The sequence below is a fragment of the Streptomyces sp. NPDC001532 genome (assembly GCF_040298625.1).
Classification (GTDB): domain Bacteria; phylum Actinomycetota; class Actinomycetes; order Streptomycetales; family Streptomycetaceae; genus Streptomyces.
On the sequence record NZ_JBEPAL010000002.1, the window covers coordinates 318,839 to 339,707 of the forward strand.

Consider the following 20,869-nt stretch of genomic DNA (forward strand, 5'->3'; position numbering starts at 1 on the left):
GCGTGGCAGGGATCGCGCCGGGAATCATGCCGGGCGGACGGGCGCGGGGCGGGACGGCGCCCGGGAAGGGCGGTGGAGCGGGCCGGCGGCCCGGAGGGTCCGTGGTCCGGCCCTCCGGGCATCGCGTCATGCCGCCGCGGCCAGCGCCTCGCGCCGCTCGCGCGGCACGAAGCGGACCGTCGGATGCCCGTGGTTCCAGCCGACGGCGAGCCGCAGCCCGCCGGTGCGGGCCAGGATCAGGGCGATGGTGGCGGCGGCCAGCGCGGCCACCGCACCACCGGCGGCGAGGCCGACACGGGCGCCGTAGGTGTCGGTGATCCAGCCGACGATCGGTGCGCCGACGGGGGAGCCGCCGAGGAACACCATCATGTAGAACGCCATCACGCGGCCCCGCATGGCCGGGTCGGTGGCCATCTGGATGCTGGTGTTGGCGGTGACGTTGACGGTCATGCCGAAGAGGCCGAGCGGGATCATCAGCAGCGCGAACATCCACAGCTGCGGTGTCGCCGCCGCGATCATCTCCACCGTGCCGAACACCAGCGCCGCCGCGCTGAGCACCCGCAGCCGGGCCGTGCCGCGCCGGGCGGCGAGCAGGGCACCGGTGACGGAGCCGACCGCCATCAAGGTGTTGAACAGGCTGTAGCCGCCGGCGCCGGCGTGGAAGACGTCGTCGGCGAAGGCGGAGAGGTAGACGGGGAAGTTGAAGGCGAAGGTGCCGACGAAGCCGACCAGCACGATGGGCCAGATCAGCTCGGGACGGCCCGCGACGTAGCGCAGGCCCTCGCGGAGCTGGCCCTTGCCGCGCGGGGCGCGTTCGACGACGTGCAGCTCGCGGGAGCGCATCAGCAGCAGTCCGGCGATCGGCGCGACGAAGGACAGTCCGTTGAGCAGGAAGGCCCAGCCGGTGCCGACGCCGGTGATCAGCAGGCCGGCGACGGCGGGGCCGACCAGACGGGCGGACTGGAAGTTCGCCGAGTTCAGGCTGACCGCGTTCTGGAGCCGGCCGGGGCCGACCATCTCGCTGACGAAGGACTGGCGGGCCGGGTTGTCGACGACCGTGGCGAGGCCGACCGCGAAGGCGGCCAGGTACACGTGCCACACCTCGACGTGTCCGGTCAGGGTGAGCGCGGCGAGCGCGAGGCCGGTGAGGGCCATGGCGGTCTGGGTGACCAGCAGGGTGGGCCGCTTGGGCAGGCGGTCGACGAGGACGCCGCCGTAGAGGCCGAACAGCAGCATCGGCAGGAACTGCAGGGCGGTGGTGACGCCCACGGCGGTGGCGGAGCCGGTGAGGCTGAGCACCAGCCAGTCCTGGGCGATGCGCTGCATCCAGGTGCCGGTGTTGGAGACGACCTGGCCGAGGAAGAACAGGCGGTAGTTCCTGATCCTCAGGGAGCTGAACATCGAGGTCTTGCGGGGGCGCTCGGTCGCGGGGGCGGTCGAGGTGTCGAGGGTGGCCGGTGCGGGGGCGGAGTCTGCTCCGGATCCCGTACTCAAAAGGGTTCGCCTCCTTGCGGCTGCTGACTACTGGTGTGCGAGCTTCTCCAGCACGGGGGCGGCGGCGCGCAGCTTCGCCCACTCGTCCTCGTCGAGGCCTTCCACCAGGGTGGCGAGGAACGCGTTCCGCTTGCGGCGGCTCTCCTCGAGCATCGCCTCGGCCTGTTCGGTCGGGGTGACCACCTTCTGGCGCCGGTCCTCGGGGTGCGGCTCCAGCCGGACCAGTCCCTTCGCCTCCAGCAGCGCCACGATGCGGGTCATCGACGGCGGCTGGACGTGCTCCTTGCGGGCCAGCTCGCCCGGTGTGGCCCTGCCGCACAGGGACAGGGTGCCCAGCACCGACATCTCGGTGGGGCTCAGTGACTCGTCGACCCGCTGGTGCTTGAGCCGACGGGAGAGCCGCATGACGGCGGATCGCAGGGAGTTCACGGCGGCAGCGTCGTCGCCATGGCTAAGGTCCGGCATGTTCTTTAGCGTAACTCATTACTCTCACTAAGGACCACCCGGAACACGCACGCCGGCCCGTGACACGCGCCACGAAGGGCCGGAGATCACCCGTACGAGTGATCCGGAAGCGGAACGTGACCCGACCGCCCGGGGCTGCCCCGACCCTCGTCTCCATGGGGACCAGCGTGCTCAGCCTGCGGATAGACGGGGAGCTGCTCGAACGGCTCCGGCACCAGGCTGCGAAAAGAGGAATGAGCGTCCAGGACTATGTCGTCCGGACGCTCATTCGGGATGACTTCGACGCACGCTTCCAGGCCGCCGTCGAGGAGACCGAGAAGTTCTACGGGGTGACCTGAAGGTCACCCCGTGCGGCTCAGGTGAGGCCGAGAGCCGGCATCAGGTAGTAGAAGGCGAACACCGCCGACACCACGTACATCGCCACCGGGACCTCGCGGCCCCGTCCGGCCGCCAGGCGCAGCACGGCGAAGGTGATGAAGCCCATGCCGATGCCGTTGGTGATCGAGTAGGTGAACGGCATCATCAGCATGGTCACGAAGGCCGGGATGGCGATCGTGTAGTCCGCCCAGTCGATCTCCTTGACGGATCCCGACAGGATCAGGAAGCCCACCGCGAGCAGCGCCGGGGTGGCCGCCTGGGACGGGACCATGGTGGCGACCGGGGTCAGGAACAGCGCCACCGCGAACAGCAGGCCGGTGACGACGTTGGCGAAGCCGGTGCGGGCGCCCTCGCCGACGCCGGCCGTGGACTCCACGAAGGCGGTGGTGGCCGAGGAGGAGCTGGCACCGCCCGCCGCGACGGCGACACCGTCGACGAACAGGACCTTGTTGATGCCCGGCATCTGGCCCTGGGCGTCGGTGAGCTTGGCCTCGTCGCCGACGCCCATGATCGTGCCCATCGCGTCGAAGAAGCACGACAGCAGCACGGTGAAGACGAACAGGACGCCGGTCAGCACGCCGACCTTCTCGAACCCGCCGAACAGGCTGAACTCGCCGACCAGGCCGAAGTCGGGGGTGGCGACCGGGTTGCCCGGCCAGGTCGGGGTGGTCAGGCCCCAGGACGGGATGTCCGCCACCGCGTTGATCACGACCGCGACGACGGTCATCGCGACGATCGAGATCAGGATGGCGCCGGGGGTCTTGCGCACGATCAGCGCGAAGGTGAGCAGGACGCCGAGGACGAACACGAGCACGGGCCAGCCGGTGAGGTGGCCGCCGGTGCCGAGCTGGAGCGGGACGGTGGTCTGGGCGGCGTCCGGCATCCGGGTGACGAAGCCGGAGTCGACCAGGCCGATCAGCATGATGAACAGGCCGATACCGATGGAGATCGCCTTGCGCAGCCCGAACGGCACCGCGTTCATCACGCGCTCGCGCAGACCGGTGGCGACCAGCAGCATCACGATGAAGCCGGCCAGCACCACCATGCCCATGGCGTCCGGCCAGGACATCCGCGGGGCGAGCTGGAGCGCGACCACCGAGTTCACACCGAGGCCGGCGGCCAGGGCGATCGGCACATTGCCGATGACGCCCATCAGCAGCGTGGTGAACGCCGCGGTCAGGGCGGTCGCGGTGACCAGCTGGCCGTTGTCCAGCTGGTTGCCGTACATGTCCTTCGCGCTGCCCAGGATGATCGGGTTCAGCACGATGATGTACGCCATCGCGAAGAAGGTGGCGAGACCGCCACGGACCTCGCGCGCAAGGGTGCTGCCACGCTCCGAGATCTTGAAGTAGCGGTCGAGGGCGCCGTGAGCGGGCGCCTTGCCGGGCTGCTCGGGCGTGGGGACCTTGGCGGGGGCCGAGGTGCTCATTAGTGTTTTCCTACGAACAGAAGTGGTCAGAGACAAACGGTTTCAGTATGAACATATGAGTCGGATGATTGCCATCTCCGCGCGTAGACCCGATCGAGATCCCACCTGAACGGCCCGCCTCGTAAGCTGTGCGCATGGCGAAGTGGACCCCCAAGCACGAGGCGCCGGAGCCCCTGGAGGGCCCCGTGGTCGCCACCATCACCGGCGGCACGATCCTCTGGTTCGTCCTCTTCCTGGTCCAGCTCCCGTTCTACGGCTGGTTCGACGACCGCGGCCACACCTGGTGGGTGTGGACCTGCCTGGCCGGCGGCGGACTGGGCCTGATCGGCATCTGGTACGTCCGCAGGCGGGACGCCGCCCTCGAGCGAGCCGCCCGGGAGAACCAGGCATTCGGCGGGTGAAGCCGTAGATCCGCACGTACCGTCGAATGCATGACGCACATCGACGCGGGTGCCCAGCTGGGGTCCGCGCGCCCCGTGCCCGTGCCGCCGGCGGGCGGGCTGACGGCCGCGGAGGTCGCCGAGCGGGTGTCGCGCGGGCAGGTCAACGACGTGCCGGTGCGCAGCAGCCGGTCGGTGACGGACATCGTCCGGGCGAACGTCTTCACCCGGTTCAACGCGATCATCGGCGTGCTCTGGGTGATCATGCTCTGCGTCGCGCCGATCCAGGACAGCCTGTTCGGCTTCGTGATCCTCGCCAACACCGGGATCGGCATCGTCCAGGAGTGGCGGGCCAAGAAGACCCTCGACTCGCTCGCGCTGATCGGTGAGGTCCGGCCCACCGTGCGGCGCGACGGGATCGCCGCCGAGGTGGGCACCTCCGAGATCGTGCTGGACGACCTCATCGAGATCGGCCCCGGGGACAAGGTCGTCGTCGACGGCGTGTGCGCCGAGGCCGACGGGCTGGAGATCGACGAGTCGCTGCTCACCGGCGAGGCCGACCCGGTCGTCAAACGCCCCGGCGACCCGGTGATGTCCGGCAGCTTCGTGGTCGCGGGCGGCGGCGCCTTCCAGGCCACCAAGGTGGGCCGCGAGGCCTACGCCGCCCAGCTCGCCGAGGAGGCCTCCCGGTTCACCCTGGTCCAGTCCGAGCTGCGCTCCGGCATCTCCACCATCCTCAAGTACGTCACCTGGATGATGGTCCCCACCGCGATCGGCCTCGTCATCAGCCAGCTCGTGGTCAAGGACCACGACTTCAAGGACTCCGTCGCCCGGACCGTCGGCGGCATCGTCCCCATGGTCCCCGAGGGCCTGGTCCTGCTCACCTCCGTCGCCTTCGCCATCGGCGTCATCCGGCTCGGCCGGAAACAGTGCCTGGTGCAGGAGCTGCCCGCCATCGAAGGGCTGGCCCGCGTCGACACGGTCTGCCTGGACAAGACCGGCACCCTCACCGAGGGCGGCATGGCCGTCACCGAGCTACGGACCCTGGGCGGCCACGAGGAGGCGTACGTACGGCAGGTGCTCGGCGCCCTCGGCGAGTCCGACCCCCGCCCCAACGCCTCCCTGGAGGCGATCATCGACGCCTACCCGGACGCCGAGGACTGGCGCTGCACCGAGTCGCTGCCGTTCTCCTCGGCCCGCAAGTACAGCGGCGCCTCCTTCAGCGAGAGCGACGGCGAGACCAGCACCTGGCTGCTGGGCGCCCCCGACGTGCTGCTGCCCGCCGACGACCCCGCGCTGGCCGAGACCGAGCGGCTGAACGAGCAGGGACTGCGGGTGCTGCTGCTCGCCCGCACCGCCGGCGAGCTGGACTCGGCCGAGGTCACCCGCGGCGCCAAGCCCGCCGCGCTCGTCGTCCTCGAACAGCGGCTGCGCCCGGACGCCGCCGACACCCTGCGCTACTTCGCCGAGCAGGACGTCCGCGCCAAGGTCGTCTCCGGCGACAACGCGGTATCCGTCGGCGCGGTGGCGCGGAAGCTGGGGCTGAGCGGCACGGTGGTGGACGCGCGCCGGCTGCCCGCGGAGCGCGAGGGCATGGCGACCGCCCTCGACGAGGGCACGGTGTTCGGGCGGGTCACCCCGCAGCAGAAGCGGGACATGGTCGGGGCGCTCCAGTCCCACGGGCACACGGTGGCGATGACCGGCGACGGCGTGAACGACGTGCTCGCGCTGAAGGACGCCGACATCGGGGTGGCGATGGGCTCGGGCTCGGAGGCGACCCGGGCGGTGGCGCAGATCGTGCTGCTGAACAACAGCTTCGCCACGCTGCCGTCGGTGGTCGCGGAGGGCCGCCGGGTGATCGGCAACATCACCCGGGTGGCGACCCTGTTCCTGGTCAAGACGGTCTACTCGGTGCTGCTGGCGGTCCTGGTGGTCTGCTGGCAGGTCGAGTACCCGTTCCTGCCCCGCCATCTGACCCTGCTGTCCACCCTGACGATCGGCGTCCCGGCGTTCTTCCTGGCGCTCGCGCCCAACAAGGAGCGGGCGAAGCCGCACTTCGTCCAGCGGGTGATGCGGTACGCGATCCCGGGCGGGGCGCTGGCGGGGCTGGCCACCTTCGCCACCTATCTGATCGCCCGCCACCACTACCGCGGACCGGGCGCGCTGGACGCGGAGACCAGTGCCGCGACACTGACGCTGTTCCTGATCTCGATGTGGGTGCTGGCGATCATCGCCCGGCCCTACACCTGGTGGCGGATCGCGCTGGTCGCGGCGATGGGCGCGGGGTTCCTGCTGGTGCTGGTGGTGCCGTGGTTGCAGGAGTTCTTCGCGCTGAAGCTGGTCGGGATGACCATGCCGTGGATCGCCGTCGCCGTCGCGGCGGGCGCGGCGGCCACCCTGGAGGTCCTGTGGAGATGGGTCGGCCGCCGCTTCCCGGCGTGAGGCTGCTTACCGCACGTCGACGAAGTCACCCGCGGCGCTGACCGCCGGGGTGGTCGTGGTGCCGGCGAAGCTGTAGCGGTAGTAGCCGTCCGTGGAGGCCTTAACCGTGGTCTTCAGGTTGCCGGTGGAGTCCGTCTTGACGGTCTTCAGCGTGGTGTAGGTGCTGGTGCCGTTCTTGCGGAACTGGAGGTTCACCGGCTGGTTGGTGTAGCCCGCGTACTTGTGGGTCTCCCAGTTGGCCCGGGACAGCTTGCCCGTGACGGTGAGGGTCTTGCCCTTCTGCACCGGCTCCGGCGAGGCGTTCACCGTCAGCTGGGAGTTGCGCTGGACCAGCGTGGTGCCGAGGCTGCCCTGGTCGGCGTAACCGACCTTGGTGATGTCGAAGTCGAAGCCGTCCGGGTCCTGGCCGTTGTACGCGATGGCCAGGGCCGCGCCCTTCCAGGTGCCGGCGTCGGCGTTGATCAGGTCGTCCTGGGCCGGGTAGATGTCGATCTTGCCGGTGCAGGTGGCGGTGGTCGCCGAGGTGGCGGTGCAGGTCGCCGGGTTGTTGCCCATCAGCGGCACGGCCGTCGGGGCGTCGAAGGAGCCCCGGTAGAGGTACGGGCCGGTGAGGAAGTCGGCGGCCTCGATGTCGACGTCAGCGCCGTGGGTCAGGGTGTAGCTGACCGTGGTGGAGACGTGGTTGGTGGTGCCGACCTTGACGGCCTTGGCCACCTTGAAGCCGGAGAAGGTGACGTCGAGGTCGTACGGCTCGCCCGCGGCCCGGGCTCCGGACGGGCCGGAGGCGGCCTGGGCGATCTTCGCCGCGTCGGCCCGGTAGTCGTCGGCCGGGGCGGAACCGCCGGCGGCCTGTGCGGCCGGCACGGCGAGGGCGGAGAGGGCCAGGGCGCCGGTGACGGCGGCCACGGTGGCTCGTATGCGCATGCGTTCCCCAAGTGATGATCGTGATGATCGTGGAGTCGAGTGGTGACTCATGTGATCAGATGGCCGTGCCGGGCCCGGGGTTGCCCGGCGGGCCCACGACGGCCGAAAAACGTACGGCCCCGGATGGGTTCCGGGGCCGTCGCTCACTACGGGGTGCTTACTGCACGTCGACGAAGTCACCCGCGGCGCTGACGGCCGGGGTGGTCGTGGTGCCCGCGAAGCTGTAGCGGAAGTAGCCGTCGGTCGAGGCGGTGACCGTGGTCTTCAGGTCGCCGTAGGAGTTCGACGTGACGGTCTTCAGCGTGGTGTAGGTGCTGGAGCCCTTCTTGCGGAACTGCAGCTTCACCGACTGGTTGGTGTAGCCGTGGTACTTGTTGTCCTCCCAGTTGGCCCGGGAGAGCTTGCCGGTGACGGTGATGGTCTTGCCCTTCTTCACCGGCTCCGGCGAGGCGTTGACCGTCAGCTTGGAGTAGCGCTGGAGACGGGTGGTCGCCAGGTTGTCCGTCTCGGTGTAGCCGACCTTGCTCCAGTCCGGCTCGTCGACCTCGTCCTGACCGTTCCAGTCCATGGCGTAGCCGACGGCCTTCCAGGTGGTGGCGTCGGCGTTGATCAGGTCACCGTAGGACGGGTAGATGTCGACGGTGCCCTTGCAGGCGGCGACCGTCGCCGAGGACGCGGTGCAGGTCGGCCAGTCGTCGCCGATCAGCACGTTGACCGGGTCGGCCAGGGTGCCCCGGTAGATGAAGACGTCCATCTCGAAGTCGGCGGCGTTCAGGTCGATGTCCGCGGCGTGCGTCACCGTGTAGGTGACCGGGACGGTGACCTTGTTGGTGGTGCCGACGACGATCGGCTTGCCGCTGTTGATCTTCACGCCGGAGAACGTGAGGTCGAGGGCGTAGGGAACGCCCTCGTCGGCGGCGGCGAAGCTGCCGTACGACGTCTTGGTGGAGGCCGCCCGGTGGGCGTCGAGCGCGCGCTCGACGCGGTCGGCGCGGCTGGGGGCCTCGTCGGCCTGGGCGACCGGCGCGGCGAGGGCGGAGAGGGCCAGGGCGCCGGAGACGGCGGCCACGGTGGCGCGAATACGCATGTGTTTCCTCAGGTGGGACAAGCGAGTGGAGGCGCGGAAGGCGGCGGGACTACTGCACGTCGACGAAGTCACCCGCGGCGCTGACCGCCGGGGTGGTCGTGGTGCCCGCGAAGCTGTAGCGGAAGTAGCCGTCGGTCGAGGCGGTGACCGTGGTCTTCAGGTCGCCGTAGGAGTTCGACGTGATGGTCTTCAGCGTGGTGTAGGTGCTGGCGCCCTTCTTGCGGAACTGGAGCTTCACCGACTGGCTCGAGTAGCCCGCGTACTTCAGGGTCTCCCAGTTGGCCCGGGTCAGCTTGCCCGTGACGGTGATGGTCTTGCCCTTCGTCACCGGCTCCGGCGAGGCGTTGACCGTCAGCTTGGAGGCGCGCTGGAACTTGAAGGACCCGGCCTTCTCCTTCCAGATGTAGTCACCGTCGTTGGCGTCGATCCACGCGTCGACGTACCAGGTGCCCGCGCTGGCGTTGCTCAGGTAGTCGACCTTCGGGTCGACGAGGACCGAGGCGCTGCAGGTGGAGGTGGTGGCGCTGACGGCCGTGCAGGTCGGCTGACCCGTCATGAAGAAGCCGTAGTCGGGCCCCTCCAGGGTGAAGTGGTCGGCGCCCGCGATGCCCGAGTCGTCCGTGGCCGTCACGCTGACCTTGATGGTCTTGGTGGCCGAAGTGCCGATGGACAGCGCGTTGTCGCCGTCGACGACGACCTTGGTGATGGTGATGTCACCGTCACCGCCGTCGCGCGTGTCGGCCTGCGCGGCCGGGACGGCGACGACGGAGAGGGCCAGGGCGCCGGTCACGACGCCGAGGGTGGCACGCATACGCATGTGTCTTCCCCGTGGAGAAAGGGGCCCCGACGCCCGTCGGTCCGCGACTCGTGGACTACGCACGGGGCCCAAGTGATCACCGAGTCTGTTGACTCGGGAGATCAGATCCACGGCAGGGGTGAATGGTTGTACGGGTGGTGAGAATTTTGTGCGGAGATTTTCGAGACCCCCGCACGGCCACCGCTAGGCCCCCGTACGGCCCCCGCCCGGCCCCCCGTCCGGCCCTTGCACGGTCAGTCGAACCACCGGTCACGGGCCAGTTCCTCCGTCCGCGACGGGTCCTCCAGCAGCGCCGCCACCTCGAAGCGGCGGGGCCACTGGCCGGCCGCCCAGGCGAGCCCGGCGGCGACCCCCTCCAGGGTGGCCGCGTGCAGCACCCCGTCGGCGGTCACCCGCCAGTCGATCTCCACCCCGTCGACCACCAGTTCCTCGTGCTCCAGGTACGTCCGCGGGGTGCGCGGCCCGAGCAGCACCCGCACGGAGGCCGGTACGTCGTGCTCGGCGCCCTCGGAGTCCACCTCGCCGGTGACCGACTCGCTCAGCCGCCGCACCTGGAACAGCTCGGCCAGTTCGGCGGCCCGCGACGGGCGGACCGGCAGCAGCGGCACCCCGCCGGTGAAGGGCAGCAGATCGGGGGAGTCGACGACCACCGCGTCGGCCGCGTCCACCACCTCCACCCCGCCGTCGACGACCGCGCGCAGCTCCTCGGGGAGGGTCACCTGCTCCGGGTCGAGCTCGGCCAGGGCGCTGTAGAGGCCGTGCAGTTGGGCGGCGCCGACCGGCCGGTGCGGATCGGCGAGCCGGTCCAGCAGCTCCGCCGCACCGCCGGGCTCGTCGAGCAGCGCGGCCACCGAGGTGCGCACCCCGAGGGCGTGCAGGACCTGCTCGTCGTCGAACCCGGTGGCGTCCGCCTCGTCGTACAGGCCGCGCAGCAGCGGGTCGCCGCCGGCCGCGAGCAGACCGGCGGGCCGGCGGCCGTCGAGCACCGGATGCCCGCGCAGCCACCAGGCCGTGTACGGCCGTACGACCTCGTGGGTGCCGTCCGGCAGCAGGATCCGCACCGGCTGGGTCAGCGCGTCGCGCAGCGGCGGCCGGGCCAGCAGGGCGAGCGCCTCGGGCCACTTGTCGTCGTCCACGAGATCCAGATCCCGTACGGCGACCAGCTCGGTGGCGACCGGCGGCACCGGGCTGTCCGGGAAGCGGTCGAGGATGTCCTCGCACCACACGTCCACCGCGTCCAGCAGCCCCGGATCGTCCGGCTGCGCGAAGTCCCCGTCGCGGGGCTCCAGTTCGTCCGGGTCGAGCACCACGTCCGTGGCGCGGACCAACGCGAAGTCGACCAGGACGCCGCAGGCGGCGAGCGGCGCCGCGCCGAAGCGCTCGGCCACCTCCGCGTCGACGAAGGCGAGTTCACCCTCCCGCATGACCCGTGCGAAGGGACTGCCGGGGAAGACCAGCTCGCCCGCGGGCGCCGGCTCGCCCTCCTCGTCGGGCAGCGCGAGGGCGCCCAGCCAGGGCTCGTCACCGGGCTCCAGACCGGCCTCCCGGACCAGGGTGAGGACGGTGTCCGCCAGCTCCTCCGCGTCCAGCGCGTCCTCCTCCCAGCCGCTGCCGCCCTCGTCGTCGAGGGAGGCGGCGACGGCGGCGCGCACCTGCGGGGTGGTGAGGACGGCACGCGGGGTCGCCGGGAGGGCGCCCAGCTTCTCCAGCAGCGGATGGGCGGCGTCCGGGTGGGCGACCTTCAGCCCGAGCCGGGCCAGCACCTCCGGGTCGAGGCCGGCGGAGTCCGGCGTGGGCAGCAGCACCCGGCGGGGACCGATCGTGGTCCGCAGGTCGGCGAGCGGCACCGGCAGCCCCGACAGCCGGTCCGGGTCGACCCCGGCGAGGCTGTCGTAGAGCCGCCACCACCAGCCGGGCTCCTTCTCCAGGCCCGCCAGCCGGTCCACGGCGTCGGTCAGCGCCACCCGGGCCACGCCCAGCGTGCGCAGCTCCACGCGCCGCTCCAGCCCGGCGGGCAGCAGCGTCGGCAGCACCTCGGCGAGCACCCGCACCGTGTCGGCGCCGGCGCCCTCGACGACCTCGGCGTCCCGGGGCCGCAGCGACTCGGGCAGTTCCTCGTCACCGTCGACGGGTGCGGCGGCGGGCGGCAGGAAGGAGGTGCGGGGCAGCCGGTCGAGGATCGCCTGCCTGAGCGCCCCGTCCAGCACCCCCTTGCCCAGCGGGCCCGGCACCAGGTCGATGATCCCGGCGGTCACCGGCCGCCAGTCGGCGAGCAGTCCGGCGTACGCGTCGGCGGCCCTCTCGACGAGGAAGTCGGTGAGCGGGCCGGGAGCGGCGTGCCGCCGGGTCGTGTCCAGCGGGAAGGAGGCGATGAGCAGCGCGGGCACACCGAGCGGTTCGTCGCTGGGCGTCGGCGCGTGCACCACGGCACTGGTCCGGGGCCGCGCGGGCGCGCCGCCGGCGGCGTCGACGGGGACGGCCCAGGTGACCGACCAGTGCGGCCGCAGCCGCTCCTCGACCGGCCGGTCGGCCAGCAGTTCGGGGGTCAGCGGCCCGTGCGCGACGGAGGTCCGCCAGGTGGTCGTGCCGTCCCGCGAGTCCTCCACGACCGTCAGACCGTCCTCGGTACGCCGGCGCACGGTACGGGGCGCGTCGGCGCCGACCTCGACGACGACCTCCTCCAGGCCGGGGAGGGCGAGCAGCAACGCGTCGTCGACGGCGTGCAGCAGCCGCTCGGCGAGATCGGCGGCGGCGGTGTCGCGCAGCGGCAGGATCACGGCGGTGTCGTACGGCTCCGGGGCGCTCCCCTCGGCGGCGAACGGCAGCCGCAGCAGCGGCACATGGCCGTCCCGGCGCCGGATCTCGTCCCCGAGGCCGGGGCTGTGCCGGGCCACCTCGGCGGCCAGGTGCCGGGCCTCCCCGAGCGACCAGCGCACGCCTCCGTGCCGGCCCACGACGGCCGGCTCGTCGGTGACGGCGAGCACCGCGGCGAACCCGACGCCGAACCGTCCGACGGCGCTGTCCTGCGTCTCCCGCTTCGCGGAGGCGCGCAGGGTGGACAGCGACTCCACGCCTGCCGCGTCCAGCGGAGCGCCGGTGTTCGCGGCGACGAGCACTCCGTCCCGCAGGGTGAGACGCAACCGTCCGGGCACCCCCGCGCGGGCGGCGGCGTCGGCGGCGTTCTGCGCCAGCTCCACGACCAGCCGGTCCCGGTACCCGCCGAGGACCAGATCCTCCTCGGCGTTGGCGTCCTCCCGGAACCGAGCCGGACTCGTCGCCCACGCGTCCAGCACTCCGCGCCGCAGCCGCGCCGTCCCGAACGGATCGGCCCCCTCGGCCGCCGGCCGCACGAACTTGCTCACGTTGCCTTCTCCTCATCGCCGAGAGGACGAAGGTATCGCGCGCCGACCACCCCCCGATCCCGGGAGCCACCTGCCACGTCCTGGGGCGGACAAAATCCAGCCCGTCCGGCGCCGGGCCTCCCGGCCTGGGCGGGTGCCACGGGCAGGTCCGGCGCCCGGCATTCCGGCCGGGGCGGGTGCCACGGGCAGGTCCGGCGCCCGGCATTCCGGCCGGGACGGGTGCCACAGGCAGTTCCGACGCTCGGCCTCCCGACCTGCGCCGGCCGAAGCGGCCCTTCCGGCGCTCGGCATTCCGGCTCGGGCCGGCGAAATCGACAGGTCCGGCTCTCGGGTTCCGGCCCAAGCCGGCGACACCAGCCCGTCCGGCACCGCTCGCCATCCGGCCCGGGCCGACGACAACCAGCCCGTCCGGCGTTTGAGGACGAGGCCCGTTCAGGGCCGACGCGGGGATCCAAGGGCGGCAGCCCCGAGAGCCGGCACCGGGCCGACGCACGGCCCCGCACCCCACCCCACCAGCACCCGCCACGGCACTCCGAGACCCCGCCGTCAGCACCCAGCCCGTCCGGCGTTTGAGGACGAGGCCCGTTCAGGGCCGGCGCGGGGGTCCGGGGGCGGCAGCCCCCGGGGGTCCGGGCGCGCCGGGGCTACGAGTGGCCCAGTTCCGCCGTCTGCTCGTCCGTCAGCTCCGGCACCGAGCCGGAATCCCGCGCCGGCCGCAGCGGGAACGGGTCGACCCGGGTCTCGTCGACGACCGGCGGCGCGGGCCGCGGCGGCGTCGGCATGACCGCGGCCTCGGAGTGCCCGCCGCAGCCGTAGGTGAGGGAGACCACGCGACCGTCCGCCGGGGAGAACTCGTTGGCGCAGACCCCGAACGCCTGGCCGAGGGAGCCGCCGAGCCGGACGAGGAAGCCGCAGCTGACGCAGGACGCCGGGGCGGCCTGGGCCATGGGGGTCTTCGGGCCGTACGCCTCCTCCCAGCGGTCCGCGGCGATGTGCAGGCCGTACCGGGACAGCACGCGCGCCCGGCGCAGGCCCAGCTCCTCGGCGACCGCCGCGATGGAGCCGCGGGAGGGCACCTGCGGCAGGTGCGCCGGGGTGCCGGCGGTCACCTCCGCGTCCTCGGCCTCCACCAGCTCCGCCATGTCCGCCGAGACAGCGGAGTTCGGCGGCGGCTCCTCCTCGCCGGTGAAGCCCGGCTCCAGCCGCAGGTCCTCCGCGTCGGTGGGCAGCAGGTCCCCGGGGCCCATGTCGCCGGGCCGCAGGCGTTCGCTCCACGGCACCCATTCGGGCGCGAGCAGCGCGTCGGGGCCGGGCAGCAGGACCGCCTCGTCGACGGTGACGATCTTCGCGCGGGAGGCGCGGGCCACCGTGACGGCCCAGCGCCAGCCCCGGTAGCCCATCTCCTTGCACGCGAAGAAGTGCGTGACAACGCGGTCACCCTCGGAGACAAGCCCTTCGTGTTCCCCGACCACCCCGGGCGCGGCCGCCTCCTCGGCGGCGGCGCGGGCGAGGTCGACGGCCTCGGCGCACAGGCGGTCGGGGGTGCGGCTTCGCGTTGTCGCTGCGCTCACAGGTATCGCTTCTCTCCTACGCCGTCTTACGGGTGCGCCTTGCCTTCAGGCGGTGGGGGCGACGGACGGAGCGGACCTGGGGGCCGCGTCGACGTCCGTGTCCTGTCGCTCTCGGGCGCACCTACGTCATCCATTCTGCGGGATGCCGGTGAGGCGCGCGGCCGAGAACGTTCGCCACGGCGCGCTACGCACGCTACCTGCTCGCGTGCGCTGGGCCTACACCGCCGCTCCTTCTTCGCTCCCTCCTCGGCGCCGCGACCCGCGTCCCGGGACCCGCACAACCCCCTGTGCTCACCGCCATCCGCGGGTATCCGGGTCACTCCCGCCGATCTCGGGGCACTATGACGGAGTGGCAGCCGCGAGGACGCCCGACGGTGCCGCCGGGATCGGCGGGGCCGCGGGAAGCAGCCGAGGCAGCGGAACGGGCCGGAGGGGCGGCCCGCTCCGCGCGCTGGGGCGTGCCCTGCACTGGCCGTTCACCGGGACCGCGCGCGGTATCCGCAAGGCGACGCACGCGCACGGGGCCGGCGAGTCGGGCCTGGGCAAGCTGATCGAGCTGCACGCGGTGAACGGCGCCGGCGATGTCATGATCACCGTCGCCCTCGCCTCCACGGTGTTCTTCTCGGTGCCGACCGACGAGGCGCGCGGCCGGGTGGCCCTGTACCTGGCGATCACAATGGCGCCGTTCACTCTGCTGGCCCCGGTGGTCGGCCCGATCCTGGACCGTGTCCCGCACGGCCGGCGCGCCGCCATGGCGTGCGCGATGACGGCGCGGGCGCTGCTCGCCCTGGTGCTGTCGGGGGCGGTGGTCTCCGGCAGCCTCCAGATGTATCCGGCCGCGCTCGGGGTGCTGGTCGCCTCGAAGGCGTACGGCGTGGTGCGCAGCGCGGTGGTGCCGCGGCTGCTGCCACCGGGGTTCTCGCTGGTCAAGGCGAACTCGCGGGTCACGCTCGGCGGGCTGCTGGCGACGGGGGTGGCCGCCCCGATCGGGGCGGGGCTCCAGGCGATCGGGCCGCGCTGGCCGCTCTACGGCGCCTTTGTGATCTTCGTCGCCGGGACGTTTCTCTCGTTCTCGCTGCCCCGGAAGGTCGACTCGGCCAAGGGCGAGGACACCGCGCTGCTGGCGGCGGACGCGGAGCATCTGCACGGCCCGCACCGCAAGCCGGTCAAGCGGCCGGGGCTGCGGACGGTCGGGATCGCGGTCACCCACGCCCTCGCCGTGAACGCCGCGATCCGCTGCATGGCCGGTTTCCTGATCTTCTTCCTGGCGTTCCTGCTGCGGGAGCATCCGCTGGGCGGGCAGAGCGCCGCGGTCTCGCTGGGCATGGTGGCGGTCGCGGCGGGGGTCGGGAACGCCTGCGGCACGGCCGTGGGGGCGGCCCTGAAGGCCCGTGCGCCGGAGATCATCATCGTCACCGTGGTGGCGGTGGAGCTGGCCGCGGCGGTCACCGCGGCGCTCTTCTTCAGCGCGGTCCTGGTGGCGTGTCTCGCCGCCGTCGCCGGGTTCGCGCAGGCGCTGGCGAAGCTGTCGCTGGACGCGCTGATCCAGCGGGACGTGCCGGAGCAGGTGCGCACCTCGGCGTTCGCCCGCTCGGAGACGCTGCTCCAGGTGGCCTGGGTGCTGGGCGGCGCGATCGGTATCGCGATGCCGCTGAACGGCTCCCTGGGCCTCGCGGTGGGCGCCGGGGTGCTGGCCGTCGGCTGGCTGACGACGGTGCGCGGGCTGCTCGGCTCGGCCCGGCACGGCGGCCGCACGCGCACGCGAGTGGCGTAACCCACGCGACGGCTCGTACCCCACCCGGGCGATGATCCTTATGCGCCCGATAGCCTTCGGCCATGACCACGCTGCCCCGCGGCGAAGCCGCTCCTCAGCACGGCGCCACGCGCCGCCGCCGCGCCGTCGCTGCCGCCGGCGCCGTTTCCGCCGGACTGCTCGTCCTGTCGGCCTGCGACAAGCCGACGCCGATGTCGACGATCACGGTCGGTTCGGACTCGGTCAGCGCCGAGGCGACCTGCTACCAGGACGGCAAGAGCCTGAACAACGAGGCCCTGGCCAAGTGCCTGAAGGAAGAGGACATCAAGTCCATCACGGTCGACCCGGACGAGACCGTGCGCTTCGGCGTCGACCCGGAGGTCGCCGACGAGGGCTGGACGATCCTGATGAACGGCCAGCCGCTCACCGACTCCAGCAAGAAGACGTACCGGACGATCCCGGGCAGCGTGTTCTTCAACGCCCAGTACGGCGCGCAGGGCGACTCCACGCTGGTCTCCATCCGGGAGGGCGAGCAGGAGGTCACCGGTCTGTGGTCCTTCAAGCTGAAGAAGGACTCCTGACCACGTCCGCCGCACCTCGGGTCCTGATCGCCACCGCGGTCCCCGCCGAGCGGGACGCGGTGGCCCGGACCTTCCCCGGGCAGGTCGTCGCGGCCGGTGTGGGCCCCGCCCGTGCCGCCGCCGCCACCGCGACCGCCCTGACGGCGGCGGCCCGTGACGGCCGCCCCTACCACCTGGTCGTCTCCGCCGGCATCGGCGGCGGATTCGCCCCCGAGGCACCCGTCGGCTCGCTGGTCGTCGCCGACGAGATCACCGCGGCCGACCTCGGCGCGGAGACCGCCGACGGCTTCCTGCCGGTCACCGAGCTGGGCTTCGGCACCGTCACCCACCGTCCTCCCGAAACACTCGTACGGGAGGTCGCCGCCGCCACCGGTGCCCGCGCCGGCGCCGTCCTCACCGTCTCCACGGTGACCGGGACCGCCGAGCGTGCCGCCGCGCTGCGCGCCCGCCATCCGCGGGCCCTCGCCGAGGCGATGGAGGGCTTCGGTGTCGCCGAGGCGGCGGCCGTGCACGGGCTGCCCGTGCTGGAGCTGCGGGCCGTGTCCAATCCGGTGGGCCCGCGCGACCGGGCGGCCTGGCGGATCGGCGAGGCGCTTCAGGCCCTGGCGGAGGGCTTCGGGAAGCTCACACCCGTACTGGAGAGTTGGAACCCGCATGACCGGTGAGAAGCTGCGCATCGCGTACTCCCCCTGCCCGAACGACACCTTCGTCTTCGACGCGCTGGCCCACGGCCGCGTCCCCGGCGCTCCGGCCCTGGACGTGACGTTCGCCGACATCGACCTCACCAACGGGATGGCCGAGCGCGGCGAGTTCGACGTGCTGAAGGTGTCGTACGCGGTCCTGCCGTACGTCCTCGACGAGTACGCGCTGCTGCCGTGCGGCGGCGCGCTGGGCCGGGGCTGCGGGCCGCTGGTGCTGACCCGGGACGCGGACGCCGGGGCCACGGGCGGTGCGGGGCCGGCGGGCCGGACGGTCGCGGTGCCCAGCGAGAGGTCGACGGCGTATCTGCTGTTCCGGCTGTGGGCGGCGGAGACCGTGCCCGGCGGGGTCGGGCGGATCGTGGTGATGCCGTTCCACGAGATCATGCCGGCCGTGCGGGACGGCGAGGTGGACGCCGGGCTCGTCATCCACGAGGCCCGCTTCACCTACCGCGACTACGGCCTGCACAAGCTCGCCGACCTCGGCGAGTACTGGGAGGACACCACCGGGCTGCCGATCCCGCTGGGCGCGATCATCGCCAAGCGGTCGCTGGGCGCGGAGACCCTGCGAGGACTCGCCGACTCGATTCGCACCTCCGTGCGGGCCGCGTGGGACGAGCCCGAGATCTCCCGCCCGTACGTGATGGAGCACGCCCAGGAGATGGACCCGGCCGTCGCCGACCAGCACATCGGGCTGTACGTCAACGAGTTCACCGCGGACCTCGGGCCCGACGGCTACGCGGCCGTGCGGGGACTGCTCACACGTGCGGCGGCCGAGGGGCTGCTGCCGCCCCTCGGCCCGGATGCGCTGGAATTCCCTTGACCGGTCTCAGACGTCGAGCTGGTCGGCCACCGCGCGCAGCAGACCGGCGATCTTCTTGCCGGAGGTCTTCTCGGGGTAACGGCCCTTTTCGAGCATCGGCGTGATGTTTTCGAGGAGGGTCGTCAGATCCTGGACGATCGAGGCGAGTTCGTCCGGCTTCTTGCGCTGGGCTGCTGCGACCGACGGGGTCGGGTCCAGCAGGGTGACCGACAGGGCCTGGTCGCCGCGCTGGCCGGCGACGACGCCGAATTCCACGCGCTGGCCGGGCTTGAGCGTCTCCACTCCGGCGGGGAGGACCGAGGAATGGACGAAGACGTCACCGCCGTCGTCGCGGGAGAGAAAGCCGAAGCCCTTCTCGCTGTTGAACCACTTGACCTTGCCGGTAGGCACGTCTGTCCTCGTCCTCGTACTCGTCGGAAAATGCTTCGGAAACGGCTCTTGATAGCACTACAGCGGGTCTTCTCTGACCCGCCGGTACCCAGGCTAATGGTCTCGGGGCCGCTGACAAGACGTCGCCCGGTTGTTCCCTCGGGCTGGGAACTACCCTGGTCGGGTGCGTGACAAAACCCAACCGAATTCCGCCGCGCCCGGTGACCGGCTGATCCGTGCCGGCGCCGTGGTGTTCTTCATCGGCGCCGTGGCCACGCTGGTCACGGTGGCCCCGCTGTTTCTCGGCACGACTCCGTTTCCGACCTACATGTTCGCACTGAGCATGCTCATGGGGGTCGGTTTTCTGATCTCCGGTGCGGGAGTGCTCCAGGCCGTCGCCGCGGGCCGGCGTCAGGCGCGGGCGGCCTCCGGGGCGCCCGGGGCGTCCGGCGCGGCCAGGTAGCCCGACAGCCACCGCGGGAACGCGGTCAGCCCGGCGAGGACCACGTCCGTGCCGGCGGCGCGCAGTTCGTCGGCCGTGAACGGGCCGGTCGCGACCGTCACCGAGAGGGCGTCGGCGGCGCGGGCGGCCCGGATGTCGCCGGTGTGGTCGCCGACGTAGACGGTCGCGCCGTGCGCGCGCAGCGCCTCCGCCTTGGCCTCCGCCCACAGGTCGCCGATGACGGCGTCGGGCTCGATGCCGAGGTGCGCGAGGTGCAGCTCGGCGTTGGGCTCGTACTTCGCGGTCACGACGATCGCGCGGCCGCCGGACGCGCGGACGGCGGCGATCGCCTCGCGCGCGCCGGGAAGAGCGGGCGTCGCGGCGATGGCGTACGTCGGGTACATCGAGCGGTACAGATCGGCGATGTCCGGTACGTCCGCCGCCGGGAACCAGTTGCGCAGCTCCTGCTCCAGCGGCGGGCCCAGCCTGGTGACCGCGAGGTCGGCGTCGATGAACGCCCCGGTGCGCTCGGCGAGGGCCAGGTAGCAGGCGCGGATGCCGGGGCGGGAGTCGATCAGGGTCATGTCGAGGTCGAAGCCGACGGTGAGCGGTGCGGTCGTGAAGGCCATGCCCGCCATTGTGCCGGGGCGAAAGGTCCGCGGGAGCCGCCGGCCGATCAGCGTTCCTTCTGGGACCGCCAGACCAGGAAGGCCGCCGAGGCGATGGCCGCGGCGCGCAGCACCCACGGCCAGGTCTCGCCGAGGGCCTCGTTCATGTGGCCCTCGGGGATGGGGGTGCCCCAGCGGCCGGTGGTGCGGCCCCAGAGCCAGGTGAAGCCGCCGGCCAGCGCCAGGCCGGGCAGGACCATGACCGCCCACTTGACCTCGGCCGGGGTCAGCCGTCGGGAGGCGTAGGCGATGAGCCAGCCGACGCCGAGGGCCAGCAGGTTGCCGAGGACCGCGCCGGCGACCAGCAGGGCCGCGGCGAGCAGCAGCAGCGGGTTGCTCCAGGTGCCGGGGGACGGCAGGAAGCGGCGGCGGGTGCCCTCCTCCGCCTCCGCTTCCTCCGGTTCGGGCTCGAACTCGACGAGCTTGCGCTCCGGCGCCGCGTCCGCGCGCGGCGGCGGCTTGAGGAGGTCGGGGATCTCCACGCCGCCCACGAACCCCGGCACCGACTCCCCGGGCCCGAAGGACATGCCGTCGACCCGCCACCAGTCCGGCTGGACCGCGCTGTCCCCGAGTTCCTGGGCGCTCGCCAGGTGGGGCGGGGCCGCGGCCGGGGCGGGCGGTTCGGCGGGCCGGGGCCGGGGCACCACCCGGCGCAGTCCCTTCGGCAGGCCCCGCCCGGTCCCGCGCGGGCTCTTCGGGCCGCGCCGCGAGGGCTCCCGCGGGTCCGGGTCGCGCTGGACCGGCACGGCGGCGGGCGGCGGCTCCGGTACGGCACTGCCCGCCCCGCCCGCCGCGGTCACCAGGTCGTCGGGGTCGCCCAGCCGGTCGATGATCCGGCGGACCGCGGCGGGACTGTCCACGGGGGCCTTCGCCCGCCGCCGGTCGATCTCGTCCCGCAACTGGGCGACCAGCCGCATCCGGGCGGCGGAGGGCAGCTGCCGCTGCTGCGCCACATCGCCGACGCGGCTCAGATACTCGTAGACGACCTTGTCGCTCTCGATGCCCACGCTGTCCCCTCCGGGGCGGGTGTGCCGGATTCCGCCGATTTCCCGGAGGACGACGTTAGCGCAGGGCCGCACGGGCGACGGTGCGTCAGCCCGGTTCGCCGGGGCCCGGCTTGTCCTCGGGGTCGCCCGGGCGGTCCCGCCCGGGCGCTCCCTGCCGCACCCCGCCACCCGCTAACGTT

19 protein-coding genes are annotated in these 20,869 nt (G+C 72.5%); 8 read left to right on the plus strand and 11 right to left on the minus strand.

The genetic code is table 11. From position 1 onward, the window contains the following. Window positions 1-126: 126 nt before the first annotated feature. Together ABT232_RS04080 and ABT232_RS04085 are read right to left on the minus strand one after the other, a co-directional pair. Window positions 127-1,494: an MFS transporter gene (locus ABT232_RS04080; protein WP_351835503.1), complete on the minus strand. Its 1,368-nt coding sequence runs from the start codon at window positions 1,492-1,494 to the stop codon at window positions 127-129. A 27-nt stretch (window positions 1,495-1,521) separates the two neighbouring features. Further along, complete coding sequence (locus tag ABT232_RS04085) at window positions 1,522-1,959, minus strand: MarR family winged helix-turn-helix transcriptional regulator (RefSeq protein ID WP_351835504.1); 438 nt, start codon at window positions 1,957-1,959, stop codon at window positions 1,522-1,524. Window positions 1,960-2,114: 155 nt separating this feature from the next. Here ABT232_RS04085 and ABT232_RS04090 point away from each other — a divergent pair, with 155 nt between their 5' ends. Further along, a complete protein-coding gene (locus ABT232_RS04090) occupies window positions 2,115-2,297 on the plus strand; it encodes a ribbon-helix-helix protein, CopG family (protein ID WP_351835507.1) in 183 nt (60 codons plus the stop codon). Between the two features lie 17 nt (window positions 2,298-2,314). On the opposite strand, the gene ABT232_RS04095 is transcribed toward ABT232_RS04090, so the two are convergent. Further along, complete coding sequence (locus tag ABT232_RS04095) at window positions 2,315-3,766, minus strand: NCS2 family permease (protein WP_351835510.1); 1,452 nt, start codon at window positions 3,764-3,766, stop codon at window positions 2,315-2,317. Between the two features lie 134 nt (window positions 3,767-3,900). Between ABT232_RS04095 and ABT232_RS04100 the strand changes: the two genes are divergently transcribed. Both ABT232_RS04100 and ABT232_RS04105 read left to right on the plus strand, forming a co-directional pair. After that, the gene (locus ABT232_RS04100) at window positions 3,901-4,167 is read left to right on the plus strand and encodes a DUF2530 domain-containing protein (protein ID WP_351835512.1); all 267 of its coding nucleotides are present in this window, start codon (window positions 3,901-3,903) and stop codon (window positions 4,165-4,167) included. 30 nt (window positions 4,168-4,197) lie between these two features. Next, window positions 4,198-6,588: an HAD-IC family P-type ATPase gene (locus ABT232_RS04105; protein WP_351835515.1), complete on the plus strand. Its 2,391-nt coding sequence runs from the start codon at window positions 4,198-4,200 to the stop codon at window positions 6,586-6,588. A 6-nt stretch (window positions 6,589-6,594) separates the two neighbouring features. Here ABT232_RS04105 and ABT232_RS04110 read toward each other — a convergent pair whose 3' ends face one another. From ABT232_RS04110 to ABT232_RS04130, 5 genes are all read right to left on the minus strand, one after another. After that, on the minus strand, window positions 6,595-7,512 hold the full coding sequence (locus ABT232_RS04110; protein WP_351835517.1) for a DUF5707 domain-containing protein: 918 nt from the start codon (window positions 7,510-7,512) through the stop codon (window positions 6,595-6,597). Window positions 7,513-7,669: 157 nt separating this feature from the next. Further along, window positions 7,670-8,599 (minus strand): hypothetical protein, encoded by a 930-nt coding sequence (locus ABT232_RS04115; RefSeq protein WP_351835520.1) that lies wholly within the window; start codon window positions 8,597-8,599, stop codon window positions 7,670-7,672. A 49-nt stretch (window positions 8,600-8,648) separates the two neighbouring features. After that, window positions 8,649-9,416, minus strand: coding sequence for a calcium-binding protein (locus tag ABT232_RS04120; protein ID WP_351835523.1), 768 nt, complete (start codon window positions 9,414-9,416; stop codon window positions 8,649-8,651). 233 nt (window positions 9,417-9,649) lie between these two features. Then, window positions 9,650-12,778, minus strand: a complete 3,129-nt coding sequence (locus ABT232_RS04125; protein WP_351835525.1) for a sacsin N-terminal ATP-binding-like domain-containing protein — start codon at window positions 12,776-12,778, stop codon at window positions 9,650-9,652. A 644-nt stretch (window positions 12,779-13,422) separates the two neighbouring features. Beyond that, window positions 13,423-14,349, minus strand: coding sequence for a DUF3027 domain-containing protein (locus ABT232_RS04130; RefSeq protein WP_351835527.1), 927 nt, complete (start codon window positions 14,347-14,349; stop codon window positions 13,423-13,425). Between the two features lie 349 nt (window positions 14,350-14,698). Between ABT232_RS04130 and ABT232_RS04135 the strand changes: the two genes are divergently transcribed. The 4 genes from ABT232_RS04135 (at window position 14,699) to ABT232_RS04150 (ending at window position 18,204) form a co-directional block, all read left to right on the plus strand. After that, on the plus strand, window positions 14,699-16,123 hold the full coding sequence (locus ABT232_RS04135) for an MFS transporter (RefSeq protein ID WP_351835529.1): 1,425 nt from the start codon (window positions 14,699-14,701) through the stop codon (window positions 16,121-16,123). Window positions 16,124-16,185: 62 nt separating this feature from the next. Next, entirely contained in the window at window positions 16,186-16,683 is a 498-nt protein-coding gene (locus ABT232_RS04140; RefSeq protein WP_351835531.1) for a DUF2771 domain-containing protein, read from the plus strand. Then, window positions 16,653-17,348 (plus strand): futalosine hydrolase, encoded by a 696-nt coding sequence (locus tag ABT232_RS04145; protein WP_351835534.1) that lies wholly within the window; start codon window positions 16,653-16,655, stop codon window positions 17,346-17,348. The genes ABT232_RS04140 and ABT232_RS04145 overlap by 31 nt, the downstream gene beginning before the upstream one ends. Continuing rightward, a complete protein-coding gene (locus ABT232_RS04150; RefSeq protein ID WP_351835537.1) occupies window positions 17,338-18,204 on the plus strand; it encodes a 1,4-dihydroxy-6-naphtoate synthase in 867 nt (288 codons plus the stop codon). Before ABT232_RS04145 ends, ABT232_RS04150 begins: the two co-directional genes overlap by 11 nt. 6 nt (window positions 18,205-18,210) lie before the next feature. Here the strand turns inward: ABT232_RS04150 and ABT232_RS04155 are convergent, their stop codons facing one another. Next, window positions 18,211-18,594: a cold-shock protein gene (locus tag ABT232_RS04155; RefSeq protein ID WP_351835540.1), complete on the minus strand. Its 384-nt coding sequence runs from the start codon at window positions 18,592-18,594 to the stop codon at window positions 18,211-18,213. A 163-nt stretch (window positions 18,595-18,757) separates the two neighbouring features. Between ABT232_RS04155 and ABT232_RS04160 the strand changes: the two genes are divergently transcribed. After that, window positions 18,758-19,036 carry a hypothetical protein gene (locus ABT232_RS04160; RefSeq protein ID WP_351835542.1) on the plus strand — a complete coding sequence of 93 codons (279 nt, stop codon included), beginning with the start codon at window positions 18,758-18,760 and terminating at the stop codon, window positions 19,034-19,036. On the opposite strand, the gene ABT232_RS04165 is transcribed toward ABT232_RS04160, so the two are convergent. Next, window positions 18,985-19,644, minus strand: a complete 660-nt coding sequence (locus ABT232_RS04165; RefSeq protein WP_351835544.1) for an HAD family hydrolase — start codon at window positions 19,642-19,644, stop codon at window positions 18,985-18,987. The two genes, ABT232_RS04160 and ABT232_RS04165, sit on opposite strands and share 52 nt — an antisense overlap. A 47-nt stretch (window positions 19,645-19,691) precedes the next feature. After that, window positions 19,692-20,690 (minus strand): hypothetical protein, encoded by a 999-nt coding sequence (locus tag ABT232_RS04170; RefSeq protein WP_351835547.1) that lies wholly within the window; start codon window positions 20,688-20,690, stop codon window positions 19,692-19,694. Between the last annotated feature and the right edge of the window lie 179 nt (window positions 20,691-20,869).